The sequence below is a fragment of the Sphingobacterium faecium genome (assembly GCF_003054045.1).
In the GTDB taxonomy this organism is placed as follows: domain Bacteria; phylum Bacteroidota; class Bacteroidia; order Sphingobacteriales; family Sphingobacteriaceae; genus Sphingobacterium; species Sphingobacterium faecium.
Window position 1 is genome coordinate 59,790 of record NZ_QBKH01000009.1, and the last position, 15,100, is coordinate 74,889.

Consider the following 15,100-nt stretch of genomic DNA (forward strand, 5'->3'; position numbering starts at 1 on the left):
TTATTATTTATGTTATAAACTGTTTACATCAACAAAACAGCCCTATTGTTATTTCACTCGTTGACGAATAGCTTCGTAAAGTACTACTCCAGCTGAAACAGATACGTTTAATGAACCTATTTCTCCAAACATAGGTATCTTTGCTAAATGATCAGCAATACGAATTAAATCGTCTGATACACCTGTGTCCTCAGCTCCCATAATGATACATGTAGGTACAGTATAATCCACATCATAGATACTATCTTTTGTCTTCTCCGTACTTACGACCAACTGTATACCGGACTCAATTAAAAATTTACCAATCTTGGCCAATCCTTCATGACGACATACCGGGATTTTATATAGAGCACCTGCCGAAGTCTTAATCGCATCAGGATTGATCTCTGCAGAACCTTTTTTCGGTACGATGATCGCATGAACACCTGAACATTCGGCAGTACGTGCGATAGCGCCAAAGTTGCGCACATCCGTAACGCCATCTAACATTAAAAATAAAGGAACCTCACCTTTTTCATAAATTTCGGGAACAATGTCTTCGATTTTCTGATAAGTAATCGGAGAGATAACAGCAATGACTCCTTGATGGTTTTTGCGTGTGATGCGGTTTAATTTTTCAATAGGAACTTGTTGAAATCCTAAATCGTGCTCTTTCAAAAGAGCTTTCAATTCTAAAACTAAACTTCCACCTAAACCTCTTTGTATAAATAATGATTCAATTTCTTTACCACTATCTATCGCTTCTATAACGGCACGAATACCGAAAACCATCTGATTGGCTTCACGATCTGATGATCTATCGTGTCTTTGATAATTTTGCATGCTCAATATTCTAAATAAGAATTGGTTTTTAGCAATTAGCTAACCAATTTGAAAGGCAAAGATACAAAAAGAAATATGGGTTAGTGCAATAAATAGTTGGACTCGTGTTAACTTAAACCCAAGTTTAATTCTTTTCTTAATGTTTCTAAAAGTGGGTTCTTTTGAACCATTGCCTGATATTTCTCTTGAGAAGTATAAGGTTTACGAACTAAATCGTGTTCCATAATAACACCATGAAGATCGAGAGAGAAATTACGTAGCACTGGGCGAAGGTAATTTAAAATATCAATTTTTGCAGTGCTCAGCACATCCATTTGCACCATGTTTTCGACATCAACTTCTATTTTATTCCCAACTAACTTGGGTGGAACTGCAGTCATCAAGGTGTAGAGATTGATTCTATTTTCTTTTTTAATTTGAGTAGCTAAAACTTTCCAAGCTTGTATAAATTGCTCCTGACTGATCTCCTCTTGTTCTGTACCTTTAACTAAACTAGGTTCATCTCCACCATCCTCTTCTACTTTTGAATCAAAAATAGAATTTAGATCGGGCAATGATGGCATAGAACTTTTGGCTGATCCCCAAGCTCCTTTTTTTACTTTGGGAGGTAGATTTAAGGGTTCTGGTTCTACTGCTTGTTCTTTTACTGTAGCTATAGGTGCTGCTGAACTTGTATATGTTGATGGTTTTTCTTCATTTACTGGTACTGAGGGTTTTACCGCAGGAGCAGGTGTACTAGGAGCTTGTGCTAAATCAGGGCGTTTTTTTTTTAGTCCTTCGCTTGCTTCGGGCAACTGAATACTTCCCATCTGGCTTAATTTAATGGCACTGGATAAGTGACACATTTTTAAAAGCGCTAATTCAACTTGAAGTCGTTGATTCTTACTTGTTTTATAGTTAATCTCACATTGATTAGCAATATTCAATGCGGATAACAAGAGACCTGTTGACGATTTTTGAGCTTGATCTAAATATTTCATTCGTATACTTTCACTCACTTCAAGCAACTTTAAAGTACTAGGTTCTTTCGCTACTAATAAATTTCTAAAATGTGAGGCCAAACCAGAAATAAAATGGCTACCGTCAAATCCATTATTCAGAATATCATTTAATGTTAATAATACTTGTGCTGGATTTTCGATTAAAATAGCATCAGTCAGTTTGAAAAAGTAATCGTAATCTAAAATATTTAAATTATCAATGACTGCCTGATAGGTTACGTTCTTATTTGAAAAGCTAACGATTTGATCAAACATCGATAAGGCATCACGCAAACCACCATCTGCTTTTTGAGCGATGATATGGAGCCCGTCTTGATCATACTGAATATCTTCATGAGCAGCAATATGAGCCAAATGGTTGGCCATATCTTCTATACGAATACGATTAAAATCAAAAATCTGACAACGCGATAGAATCGTTGGTAATATTTTATGCTTCTCGGTTGTTGCTAAAATAAAAATAGCATAAGTAGGCGGTTCTTCCAAGGTCTTTAAAAAGGCATTGAAGGCTTGCTGAGATAGCATATGAACCTCATCTATAATATAGATCTTAAATTTTCCTACTTGTGGTGGAATACGAACTTGATCAATGAGATTACGAATATCATCTACAGAATTGTTGGATGCTGCATCTAACTCATGGATACTAAATGAATTGCCGTTTTGAAAAGAGATACAACTGTCACACTGACCACAGGCTTCACTTTTGTCGGAAATATTTTCACAATTAATTGTTTTGGCTAATATGCGCGCGCAGGTTGTTTTTCCAACACCTCTAGGTCCACAAAATAAAAATGCTTGCGCTAACTGATTGTTATGAATAGCATTTTTAAGTGTGCCAGTGATGTGTTGCTGGCCGACAACCGAATCGAAGGTGACTGGGCGATATTTACGAGCAGAAACAATAAAATTTTCCATTGTACGAAGATACAAATTTTGTATGTCCATCACAATATAAAAAGTGCTTCTTGAAAAAAGCGTTCAACCCAAATTTACATGCTCAGAATAAAGTAATTCAAATATGGGTATCACTGATGAAGTTAAGAGAATTAGTAAAACTCAATTTTTCTAAACCTTTGTATACGCTATTAAGGTTACTACTAAAAGAAAAAAGGGCTTTCGTGATGAATTAGCCCTTCTTTAAAGTTTAATAATTCGCTAAACACCTTTTGGGTCAAGAGTACGCCATACGATAGCCGCAACCACAGCTCCAGCTATAGGCGCCACTATAAACAACCAAAGCTGCGAAAGCGCTTGTCCCCCTGCTAATAACGCTGGTCCAAAACTACGTGCAGGATTAACTGATGTACCTGTGATTGGGATGGCGACTAAGTGAATCAAGACCAAGGTAAGACCTATTGCTAACCCAGCCATGGTAGAATTTCCTACTTTAGAGGTAGTCGCTAAGATGACAAATAAAAAAATAAAGGTTAAAACAGCTTCCGTTAAAAATGCAGCGTTAAGACCATACTCATTTTGATATCCTTTGCCCCAACCATTGGATCCATAAGCCCATTCTCCAGGCTTAAACCCAGCAATTTGCCCGCCTAGAATTTGTTGTAGCACAAAAGCTGCTAATAATGCACCAATTAGTTGTGCAACAATATATATAGAAGCGTCTTTTATCGAAATTTTCCCGGCAACTAAAACACCTATTATTACAGCAGGATTAATGTGGCATCCACTTATACCTCCTATAGCATAAGCAAAAACAACGACAGAGAGACCAAATGCAAGTGCAATTCCCAACAATCCTAAGCCTGACAATCCTCCTAATGTTGTAGCTCCCGCAATAGCGGCAGCTCCACAACCAAATAGTACCAAACCGAAAAGTTCCGATCAGTTCGGCAACAAATTTTGTAAAAGATTTAATTTCCATTATTTTTAAGTTATAATATATTCAAACAAAGTCAAAAAATTGAAAAATTAAATACTGTCTCAATTATTTAAATTAAAGTAAATATATAGCTACAAAAAGCTAAAGCAATTCCTATGAAAAAATAAGTCATATCGCTGTAACTAAATGAATATATTGAAGTTTTTAATATTATTTTTATGTAACTTCATTATTAATAAATTGTTAAGGACTTGAAATCTCTATTTTCATATTTGGCCGCAGGATTACTTTCACTACTGTTTATCTTTATACAGAAGCCAAAGGTGTATGCCCAAGACCATCAAGTTGATTTCTACAATGCTCCATTTTTCTTTTCATTAGATTCGACTTTCTTAGTTGATTTTCCTACTGAAATAGACGAAGGCCATGTACTTGATTTTTATAAAAAAATTGAGCAAAGTAAAGATTCTACTTTGATCAAATCCTTACTGGCTTATAAGAAAAAATACAATCTAAACGACTGGATATATTATCAGCTCATTCGTCAAACGGCACAAGAAATAAGCCCCAAACAGGATAATTATAGTCGATACACCTTATACAAATGGTATTTGATGTGTAAATCGGGTTATGATGCCCGTCTTGCTGTGGGTAATAATCAAATTATATTTTATATAAAAAATAATGAAGATATCGCTGATATTCCGTTTTTCTCCATTGACGGCAATCAATATACCTGCTTAAACTATCACGATTATGGAAAACTATTCCAACGTAACGGCGTTTATAAACCAGTCTCTTTGAACATCAATGAGGCGGTCAATGACTTTAGCTATAAAGTGACACAAATGCCTGATTTTAATCCGCATAATTATGTAGATAAAAAGATAAATTTCCAATACAATGAGCGATTGTACCATTTCAAAGTGAAGATTAATAAAGATGTCAATAAGATATTTGCCAATTATCCTGGGGTCAACTTCGAGACTTATTTTAATATTCCGCTCAGTCGTGAAACGTATCAGACTTTAATTCCTGTACTTAAAGAAAATATTAGGAAAATGGATACGATTAAAGGTGTGGATTATTTAATGCGATTCACACGTTACGCATTCCTTTATGAAAATGATGATGCTAATTTTGGTAAAGAGAAAAGATTATCCCCGGAGGAAACGCTAAACCATGCATATAGCGATTGCGATGATCGAGCTGCACTATTCTTTTATTTAGTCAAGGAAATCTATAATCTCCCAATGATCACCTTATTGTTTCCTACTCATATCACCATGGCGGTTCAATTTGACAAACCAATTGGTGATGCCATCTTGTACAATGGTAAATACTATTCGCTATGCGAACCGACTCCTCAGAGTCAGAATCTGGAAATAGGCCAAATGTCTGATAAATTAAAAAACGAATCGTATCAGGTGGTGTACCATTACGAACCGAAGTAATCAACAGAGTAAGTCGATCATTAGTGAAAAAAAAATCCTGCACAAGGCAGGATTTTTGATTTATAGCATTCAAGTATCTTATTTGACTTGACCTGGAGTTGTATAAGGTAAATTTTGAGGATCATAATGAGCCCACCCTTTCGTCCAATCTGTTGTTCCAAAAGCACCTTTGTAAGCTACCTTTTCAAAGAATGAACCACTTACTTTAGCATGGGTAAATAATGCTCCCGTAGCTGCTGCTGAACCTGATGATAAAGTAAAATCTGGATCGGCAGGAGTGCTTGAAATATCTTTACCATAATTATACGGTGCAACGAATAAAGATGATGCAAATTTGGTATTATCAAATACATTGCCTGCACGTAATAATGTATTTACTGCAGCAGAATTAGTCGTCGAACTTACTTTTAAGTCTGCATCTTTTGATCCATAAACCAAGTTATTTGCAAATATTGCAGAACCAGTTAAAAAGTTATTCGAAGTGGTATTAGCCGTTACCACTTTGGTATCGTCGATATACAATCCTGCAAATGGAAATCCAGAGATAACGGAGTTCAAAATGCTGATCGATGAATTACGGCGAATTTGTGCTCCATGCTGATAGTTACCGATAGCTGATTCACCCGCTTTTTTGATCGGGCCTAAGATCGTTACATTTGAAAATACGGCTGAAGTTTTAGGTGTTTGATCCGTACCCGTAGAATTATTGTCTGACTCAAAACCATTTGAACCAGATTGATCTGCCATCGTAGATGCTCTTTGTGCCAATGCAAATTGAACATTACCAGCATATCCAAAATCGGTATCAAAATCATCATCCCAAGTAGCTACAGCCAATAAGTGTTTCGCATTTACCGTACCACCAAACCACTCAAAAGCATCATCACCTGAACGATAGACTTGAATATAATCCAGTGTGGTACCATTTCCAACACCTGCTATTGTCAATCCATTAATTTCATTATCTGCTGAATACTCAATACCTGCATATTCAATACGTACATATTTCAATACACCAGAGTTATCTGCAGCATCAGTACCGCCGTAGTAGATGTAATTTTTAGCATCTTTATCTTTAGGTCCTTCTAAACCACCTTCGATCATCACATCGTTTCCTTGGTTTACTGGAGCTTTACCCAAAAGAATAACACCACCCCAATCACCACGAGTTCTAGCACCTGCAGGTAAAGCTGATGTAAATACAATTGGTTTATCAACAGTACCTGTTGCATTGATTTTTGAACCTCTTGTTATGGTCAATGTAGCCTTTGTTGCTTTATCTCCTTTAATAATAGTTCCGGGTTCAATCGTCAATGTAGCACCATTAGATACAAATACGAATCCTTTTAATAAATAGATCTTATTAGCAGACCAAGTTGTGTTTGCCGTAATCTCTCCGGTTACCACCACGACATCTTTATCAGTTGGATTGGTAGGTGTTTCCGTATTGTCACCGTCATCTGTAATCTTGGTTTCTTTACATGCGCCAGCAAATAATAAGGCTGCTAGTGATAAGAATAAAAATCTTTTTTTCATTTTTTAAGTTTTTAAAAATCTTGTTACAAAAAAATACTTTTGTTATGTCTTTATATTTAAAGTAATATTAAGTTTATATTATCTTTTAAAAGGTGTAATTGAATGATAATGAAACATTTGCACCAGGCTTATATTTAAACCAAGTTTCGTTATCAATATTTCTCACTTTATTATCAAAGTAGACATCTATCGGGTTGTTTAAAATATCGCTGGCATTCAGCTTAACCTCGCCTTTATTTTTCATCACTTTATATCCGACTTGAAAATCTAACACATTGCGCGGCGCTTCCCATGCACTTGCAAAAGTCTGGCCTCCTGGTTGGATGATACGTTTTCCAATGCGGTTATATAGGATATTCAGATTCAATTTATTGTCGATAGCAGTATGTTGTAAACCGGCGTTGATCACGTATGGAGACTGACCAACCATTGGTCTTGTTTTTTCTAAATAAAGCTGATCATCTGCGTTTGTAATTTCTGAATGAACATATGTCAAGTTTAAGTAAGCCGTCGTATTTTTAAAGAATGACTGCTCGTTTACAAAATCTAATCGCTTACGCACTTCTAATTCTGCTCCATAAATATTTGCTTTTGGTGTATTTCCAAAGCTGATATCAGGTGTAGAGGTAACGTCATAACGTCTTGGCTCGATAGCATTAGTAAATTGTTTGTAAAAAGCAGATATCGATAATATCTCACCTGCAGAAGGATAGATTTCATAACGTAAATCAGCATTATTGATAGATGCTCGCTTTAAATTAGGATTACCAGTAATCATTCCTAATTGTTCGAAATCATAAAACTTAAATGATGCTAATTCTCTTAACTCTGGTCTCGCAAGCGTACGGTAATAAGATGCTCTGAAATTTGACTTAGGAGTCAATCCGTATGTAAAATTAACAGAAGGTAAAAAGTCTAATTTCGTATCATTTACATCACTAACCATCTTCATGGCATCGACATCAAGGGCATCGATTTTTACGTTATAATTTTCGACTCTAAGACCGTAAACTACTCTAAATTTATCATTGAATTTTTGATCAAGCATGGCGTAGCCGAAAGTAGTCAGTGAGCTACCGGTATACTTGTCACCATTCATCATGATCTCTTTGAATTTAAAATAATTTTTATCAATGTTTTCCTTAGAAAATATTTGGTCAGCAGGCAATTGTGTTACCGTATTGATCAAATCCACATCATTTAAAACGTCGCCATTCAATTCTAACCCAATAAAGCGTGCATCAAAATTTCTTTTTCTATAATTGGTTCCTGCACCTACCTTTAAAGTGGAAGGTGTGGAAAGAAATGTCATTGGCAAATTATAGCTGGCTTCCCCAGAATAAATATTTTCATTTAGCTTGGCAAATAATCTCGCATTTTGCTTCCCGATTGAACTAATATTAGCTGCGTATGGTACTGATGGATCATTGGCAGATTCCATCGGTCTTACATAATTAAGTTTAACTTGGTTGGGCTGATCATTTAAGATATTGCTCCAAGATGCAGTCCATTTTATTTTGTCATTGCGATCACTTAAAACATGCTCCCCATCAAGTGTTGATTTTAACAAAGATTTTTGCATGATATCATATGCGGAGAATTTGACATCATAGGAAGATCCAAGGTCGGTACCTCTTCTGTCCGTGTAGGTGTTGTCATAATTTCTGTTATAAAGATTTTTCCATGTGATCTTACTTTTTCCATAAGTATATCCAAAGTTGGCTAAAGCACCTAAATTGGTCGAGAACTTATATTGATCATCTGTATAATCATATTGATGCCATTGACGCTTAACATTGGGCAAGATATTTTGCGAATTTCTGTAGGTCACAGAAAATAATGCACCAAAGCGATTGCTGTTTTCAAATTGTTTTACTTTACCTAAAGAAAACTGATAGTTTTGTGAAGGTAATGCCGTTTTATTTTTAACAGTAAGATCATTCGGTAATGATTTTAATGCTAATCTATTTTCTTTACTTGATAGTCCATCCTTATATTGTTCTCTAGAGTACATATTCGTAGCCAGATTACTTGATCCATCATCAAAACCTAAATAGTTTTGTAAGTTTTTCTTAGTCTGCAAGAAATCTTTGAATGTAGAAGCTGTATTATATCCATACCCTAAACCAAAGGAAACAAAGTTTTGATCTGGAATATCTTTTGTTGTGATCTGTACTGCTCCACCGGCAAAATCTGCTGGTAAATCTGGAGTTGCAGTTTTAGAAATTGTGATTTTATCAATTAAATTTGAAGGGATGATATCAAATGAAAATGCACGACGATTAGCCTCTGTACTTGGTAAAACAGTGCCATCCATCATAGAAACATTATAACGATCACTTAAACCGCGGACTACCACAAATTTATTGTCTTGAATAGTCGCCCCACTCACCCTACGAATAGCTTCCGATGTATTTTTATCCGGTGATCTTCTGATTTGTTCACTTGAAATACCATCGGATATGAGTGCACTATTTTTCTGCTGTGCATATAAAGCTCCAATGGATTCTTTTTTATAAGATCCTGTCACCACAACTTGATCTAACAATTGACCTTCAGAATTATCCATTACAACATCTAAATTTGTAATTTCATCTGCTTTAATTTCTACATCTGTAATTTGCTTTGTAGCATAACCGATGAAAGCATACTCTACCGTATACTTACCCACTGACAATCCAGGAATATTATACTTACCTGAAACATCCGAACTAGCAGCTCTTGCTGTCCCCATAATGCGAACAGTTACTCCAGTGATTGTCTCTCCATTTTTACTGTTCGTAATAGATCCTATTAACTTTCCACTACCTTGTGCAAAAACAGCTGTCGCTATTACCAATAAAATTAGTGTGGCAACAAATTTCTTAAGTGTTAATTGTGGTTTCAATTTATTTGTTTTTTTGTTTCTGCAAATCTATTACCATGATATTACGTGTACATTACCTTAACATTACTATTACATTAGTGACAGGTTAAAAAATTGTTAACAGCATCGTTTCCACCTACTATACATGTTTTACTGTGTTAACAATTGATTAACAAGGAAAATGTTAAGTGCGAACGGACTTAATAATTAATACATATGTGATGTAATAATCTCATAACAATTCGAATTATGTGCAGGAATTAAGTTAAATTTAGCTTTTGAAAGAATGATGATACTATGCACAAAAATCCAATGATAGCAACACAAGAACTTTCCTTCCAATATAAAGGAGGTACTCGGATAAAGTTTCCATCTGTTGAAATTCAAAAAGGGCAGCATACCCTTCTTCTGGGAAACTCAGGAACTGGTAAAACAACATTGCTCAATCTCTTGGGCGGACTATCGAAACCAACTGAAGGAAAGGTATGGATCAATCAGAAAGATATCTATCAATTTGGCACATCGGAACTCGATCAATTTAGATCGCAACATATCGGTTTTATCTTTCAAGAAGCGCATCTTTTGAAAAATTTGACTATTCTTGAAAATATACAGCTTGCACAATCGCTTGCTAAGAAAAAGGTGAATAAAAGTGAAATTATAAGTGTATTGCACAAACTTCAATTATCAGAAAAAGCTCATGCCTATCCAAATGAATTGAGTAGAGGTCAATTGCAGCGTGCAGCTATCGCTCGTGCTGTCATTAATAAACCATTACTTTTGATTGCTGATGAACCCACCGCTTCTCTTGATGATCAAAATACGGATCGGGTTTTAGCTTTACTCATGGAAATCGCCGATCAGCAAGGTGCAACGCTACTGATTGCTACTCATGATAAAAGAATCAAAAATAGTTTTTCGAACACCTACGATTTAAATACCATAAATCCTAACAATAACTAGCATGAATACTCTTCAAATAGTTTGGAAAAATATCAGCAAACAGACTGGATCGACTATTCTCAGTATTTTACTCACCGCCTTCGGTGTGGCTATACTTTGTGTACTTTCTATAACAAGTGAAAGTTTTGAAAAACAACTTGAAAATAATAGTAAAAATATTGATCTCGTAATTGGTGCAAAGGGAAGCCCATTACAGCTGATATTATCTAGTGTTTATCACATTGACAATCCTACAGGAAATATCCCATTGGCAGAAGCTGAAAAATTGCAAAATAATCCATTAATAAAATTAGCTGTACCGGTGTCATTGGGCGACAATTATAGAGGCCATCGCATCGTGGGTACAGATTCTAGTTTCCTAATCTTGTATGAAACCAAAGTTCAACAGGGAAAGTTATTTCAAAAAAATTACGAGGTAGTTATAGGAACTGATGTTGCAAATAAACAAAATCTTAAGATTGGCGATCATATTCACAGCTCACATGGGCTCAGTAAAGGTGGCCATAGTCATGACGATCATCCTTTTACAGTGGTAGGAATATTGGCCCACAATAATAATATTACAGATAATCTCATCTTGACCAGTTTGAGTAGTGTGTGGGATGTGCATGGCATAGCACATGATGAACATCATGAAGAGTTGACTACGGAAGAATTGCAAGCGAAAGAGGATCTTGCAGAAACTCGGGATGCGTATCTACATCACCACGGTGAGGCGACAGACGAAGAGCATGATCATGCACATGAAGATGATCAATCTGCTGATTCGGATAGGGTAGTCAAATCTATCGGTGCCGATATGATACATTCTTCTGGTCTTGAAATTACAGCATTATTGGTTCAATACCAATCTCCGGCAGCGATAGCCGTATTGCCTAAATTTATTGCTCAAAATACACAAATGCAAGCTGCTTCACCTGCGATTGAGAGTGCTCGTTTATTTTCATTATTGGGTGTTGGTATTGATTCATTGCAGATCTTGGCCTATATCATCATGGCTATTGCGGGGTTAAGTGTATTTATAAGTCTGTACAATGCATTAAAGCAGCGGAAATATGATTTAGCGATCATGCGTACCTTAGGTGCTTCCAAACTTAAGCTTTTCACATTGGTGATTTTTGAGGGAATGGTGATTACTATAATCGGTGGATTTCTAGGATTGATATTTGCACATATCGCGCTTTACTATATCAGCCTACAAACGAGCCAGAGTGCTGATTTTATCCATGCATTTAAACTCAATCCTGTTGAACTGATTTTCGTTTTACTTGCTTGTATCATTGGTATTATTTCTGCTTTAATTCCAGCAATCAAAGCTTATAAAACAACAATATCACATATTTTATCGGGTAATTAATAGACATTGAAATCTTCATGGGCAGAAGTAATCCATAATTGCGATAAAGATTTTGCTCATGATCGCCTAATCGCTTTTTAACATCACACTGAATGTAACATGGTTTTTCATATTGGAGAATGACAGATTACATTCATAAATATTATTTTAAATGAAAAAAACATTAGTATTCTTAAGTTTACTTTTCTCCTTTTGTTTGACGGTAAATGCACAAATAGGCCGTGACCCTAATACTCCAGACCATACCCCAATGATGAATAAGACCTGGGAAGCGATTGATAAAATGGCTTATAAGGTGTCTTATAATGGAAGTAAGAAAATCTACACCCCTTTCTACCCTACAGAATTAAAGGCTTTAGAAAATAAAACAGTTGAAATGCCCGGATATATGGTTCCATTAACCAGTGGCAGAACGCATAAAAACTTTATGATTTCGGTATTACCTGTAGCACAATGTATGTTCTGTGGGTCGAATGGAATTCCACCGATGGTTGAAGTATTCTTAAAGGGCGATGCTATAAAATTTACTGAAGAACCTATCAAACTAAAAGGTAAAATGGTTTTTAATAAAGATCCACTTAAAGGAAATTCGGAAATTATGATTGTAGATGCAGTCCTGATCAAATAAAATAAGCCGCTAATCGCGGCTTATTTTATTCGATATATGTAATTACATGACCCTATCTATTCAGCAAAGAAACTTCAACGCAAGAGGTCATAGCAGCAGTCTCAGTTCTTAACCGAGCATCTCCTAATGAAATCGGTTGATAACCTAAGTGCAGTGCTTGATCAATTTCTGTGGTAGAAAAATCACCTTCTGGACCAATCAATAAGATATATTGTGCATTGGGTTGCAAGACTTGATTTAAAAACTGTTTTTCACTATCGATACAATGTGCTATTACTTTTGTTGCAAGATTAGATTCTTGTTGCTTACAAAACTGTGAAAAAGTAATAGCAGGATTTAATTTGGGAATATAAGCTTTCAGCGATTGTTTCATTGCGGCTATAATGACCTTATTTAACCGATCCAATTTAACCTCTTTTCGTTCAGAATGCTCACAGATGATCGGGGTGATCTCCTGGATACCGATCTCTGTAGCTTTTTCTAAAAACCATTCAAAACGATCAATATTTTTTGTTGGTGCGACTGCTATATGCAAATGATAAGAAGATTTCTGATAGTTTTCCTGCACATTTAAGACCGTCAAAACCGTTCTTTTGGGATGTGGATCTAAAATTTCAGCTTCATATAACCCTCCTCTTCCATCAATTAAGTGAACCTTATCTCCGATTTGGAGTCGAAGTACGCGAATGGCATGCTTGCTTTCTTCTTCGCTTAAAATAAAGTTTTTAAAGTCAGGTCTAATCTCTTCTGTAAAAAAAAGCTGCATAATCTCTAATTATCTTGGTTATCATCCATAGACTCAACCAATTCTAATTTAACAAATTCTATATTCTGTTGTGTTTTACGAATGATCGTAAAGGTATAACCGAATACTTCTTTATACTCTCCTACTTCTGGAATCTTATCAAACAAATCACTTACTAATCCAGATACGGTATCGTAATCTTGGCTCTCTGGTAATTCTAAGGGTAAAAACTCATTTACATCATGAATACTTGCCCCAGCATCAACCATATATTCGGTTTCGGAGATACGTTCTACTACTGGTGTTTCTTCATCGTATTCATCTTGTATCTCACCGACTAATTCCTCAACAATATCTTCCAAAGTAACCATACCTGCTGTACCACCAAACTCATCCAATACAATGGCTAACTGAATTCTCTTCAACTGAAATTCGGCCATTAAATCGTTAATTTTTTTTGTTTCAGGGATAAAGTATGGTTTTCGCATAATCTCTTTCAACACCACTTCTTTACCTTTCATGACGATGGGTAAAATATCTTTGGTGTGTACGATACCTACAATCTGATCAATACTATCTGCATATATTGGGATACGGGAGTACCCTTGCTCCGTCACTGTATTGATGAAGTCTAAGGCGACGCAATCTTCTTCAACAGCAACAATTTTCGTTCTTGGAACCATGATATTCTTCACGATTCTTTCGTTAAAATCGAACACATTTTTAATTAATTCGTGTTCGGAAGTATCTAAGGCACCGCTTTCTTTACCTTTATCTAGTAAATATTGTAATTCTTCTGATGAGTGTGAAGATTCACTTGGATGTGGCTGAACACCAATTAGTTTTAACAGAAAATTTGCAAATCCATTGAAAACATAGATCAAAGGCATTAATAACCAATAAAATATACGTAGGGGTATAGCCACTTTCATCGTCGTGGCAACTGGTTTTTGAATGGCAATTGATTTAGGGGCTAACTCGCCCAATACAACATGTAAAAATGTGATGGTTCCAAATGCTAGCGCAAATCCAGTCCATTTTGCCCAACTCTGAGATGTATCTACCTGAAAAAATGAAAACACATTGGATACAATCTCCGTCATTACGGCCTCACCTTTCCATCCTAATCCTAATGATGCCAAAGTAATACCTAACTGCGTTGCAGCTAGGTATTTATCCAAATGTTCCGTAATATTTTTTGCAATTTTAGCAACATTGCTTCCAGATTTTGCTTGGAGCTCAATTTGAGAAGCTCTTACTTTGACTATGGCAAATTCTGCGGCGACAAAAAAACCATTTGCAACTACTAAAAATATTGTCCAAAAAATATCGAGGGCCATTATGGGGGTTATTTATTACCGAATTCTTTATTGTACAATTCTATACTATCCAATAGAATTTGTTGTGCGACTTCACGTCCTTGTACACCTTCTACAACAACATTTTTCTTTTCTAATGCTTTATAGCTTTCGAAAAATTGAACAATTTCTTTCATACTATGAGGGGAAAGTTGTTCGATATCTGTAATGTAATTATATACAGGATCATTTTTAGCTACAGCAATGATTTTATCATCTTGTTCGCCACCATCAACCATGTTCATGACACCGATAATCTGTGCTTCAACCAATGTCAAAGGCAGAATATCAACAGAACAGATTACTAAGATGTCTAATGGATCTTTATCATCACAGTAGGTTTGTGGGATAAAACCATAATTGGCAGGATAAACTACTGAAGAACTCAAAACACGGTCCAATAATAAAAGACCAGTTTCTTTATCTAATTCGTATTTTCCTTTTGAACCATTTGAAATTTCAATAATTGCATTTACCGAATTTGGCACATTAGTACCAGGAGATACTTTATGCCAAGGATTTTGTGTACTCAT

The 15,100-nt window shown here is 35.6% G+C and carries 13 protein-coding genes; 4 read left to right on the plus strand and 9 right to left on the minus strand.

Going from position 1 to position 15,100, the window contains the following annotated elements; genetic code table 11:
- Positions 1–48: 48 nt before the first annotated feature.
- From rlmB to C8N37_RS20650, 4 genes are all read right to left on the minus strand, one after another.
- Entirely contained in the window at positions 49–822 is a 774-nt protein-coding gene (rlmB, locus tag C8N37_RS20640) for a 23S rRNA (guanosine(2251)-2'-O)-methyltransferase RlmB (protein WP_108160707.1), read from the minus strand.
- Positions 823–929: 107 nt separating this feature from the next.
- On the minus strand, positions 930–2,741 hold the full coding sequence (locus C8N37_RS20645) for a DNA polymerase III subunit gamma/tau (protein WP_108160708.1): 1,812 nt from the start codon (positions 2,739–2,741) through the stop codon (positions 930–932).
- Positions 2,713–2,808 (minus strand): H-X9-DG-CTERM domain-containing protein, encoded by a 96-nt coding sequence (locus C8N37_RS23310; RefSeq protein WP_373866220.1) that lies wholly within the window; start codon positions 2,806–2,808, stop codon positions 2,713–2,715. The genes C8N37_RS20645 and C8N37_RS23310 overlap by 29 nt, the downstream gene beginning before the upstream one ends.
- A 173-nt stretch (positions 2,809–2,981) precedes the next feature.
- On the minus strand, positions 2,982–3,647 hold the full coding sequence (locus tag C8N37_RS20650; RefSeq protein WP_108160709.1) for an aquaporin: 666 nt from the start codon (positions 3,645–3,647) through the stop codon (positions 2,982–2,984).
- Positions 3,648–3,911: 264 nt separating this feature from the next.
- On the opposite strand from C8N37_RS20650, the gene C8N37_RS20655 reads away from it, so the two are divergent.
- Positions 3,912–5,114, plus strand: a complete 1,203-nt coding sequence (locus tag C8N37_RS20655; protein WP_244914494.1) for a hypothetical protein — start codon at positions 3,912–3,914, stop codon at positions 5,112–5,114.
- Positions 5,115–5,192: 78 nt separating this feature from the next.
- Here C8N37_RS20655 and C8N37_RS20660 read toward each other — a convergent pair whose 3' ends face one another.
- A complete protein-coding gene (locus C8N37_RS20660) occupies positions 5,193–6,650 on the minus strand; it encodes a hypothetical protein (protein ID WP_108160710.1) in 1,458 nt (485 codons plus the stop codon).
- An 85-nt stretch (positions 6,651–6,735) separates the two neighbouring features.
- Complete coding sequence (locus tag C8N37_RS20665) at positions 6,736–9,537, minus strand: TonB-dependent receptor (RefSeq protein WP_108160711.1); 2,802 nt, start codon at positions 9,535–9,537, stop codon at positions 6,736–6,738.
- A 276-nt stretch (positions 9,538–9,813) separates the two neighbouring features.
- Between C8N37_RS20665 and C8N37_RS20670 the strand changes: the two genes are divergently transcribed.
- From C8N37_RS20670 to C8N37_RS20680, 3 genes are all read left to right on the plus strand, one after another.
- The gene (locus C8N37_RS20670) at positions 9,814–10,479 is read left to right on the plus strand and encodes an ABC transporter ATP-binding protein (protein ID WP_244914495.1); all 666 of its coding nucleotides are present in this window, start codon (positions 9,814–9,816) and stop codon (positions 10,477–10,479) included.
- Between the two features lies 1 nt (position 10,480).
- Positions 10,481–11,836 carry an ABC transporter permease gene (locus tag C8N37_RS20675; RefSeq protein WP_108160712.1) on the plus strand — a complete coding sequence of 452 codons (1,356 nt, stop codon included), beginning with the start codon at positions 10,481–10,483 and terminating at the stop codon, positions 11,834–11,836.
- 151 nt (positions 11,837–11,987) lie between these two features.
- Positions 11,988–12,464 (plus strand): hypothetical protein, encoded by a 477-nt coding sequence (locus tag C8N37_RS20680; RefSeq protein ID WP_108160713.1) that lies wholly within the window; start codon positions 11,988–11,990, stop codon positions 12,462–12,464.
- Between the two features lie 52 nt (positions 12,465–12,516).
- On the opposite strand, the gene C8N37_RS20685 is transcribed toward C8N37_RS20680, so the two are convergent.
- From C8N37_RS20685 to C8N37_RS20695, 3 genes are read right to left on the minus strand one after another with little or no spacing between them, the layout of a single operon-like run.
- Positions 12,517–13,230 (minus strand): 16S rRNA (uracil(1498)-N(3))-methyltransferase, encoded by a 714-nt coding sequence (locus C8N37_RS20685; RefSeq protein WP_108160714.1) that lies wholly within the window; start codon positions 13,228–13,230, stop codon positions 12,517–12,519.
- Positions 13,231–13,235: 5 nt separating this feature from the next.
- Positions 13,236–14,549, minus strand: coding sequence for a hemolysin family protein (locus C8N37_RS20690; protein WP_108160715.1), 1,314 nt, complete (start codon positions 14,547–14,549; stop codon positions 13,236–13,238).
- Positions 14,550–14,557: 8 nt separating this feature from the next.
- On the minus strand, positions 14,558–15,100 hold the full coding sequence (locus C8N37_RS20695; protein WP_021188159.1) for an inorganic diphosphatase: 543 nt from the start codon (positions 15,098–15,100) through the stop codon (positions 14,558–14,560).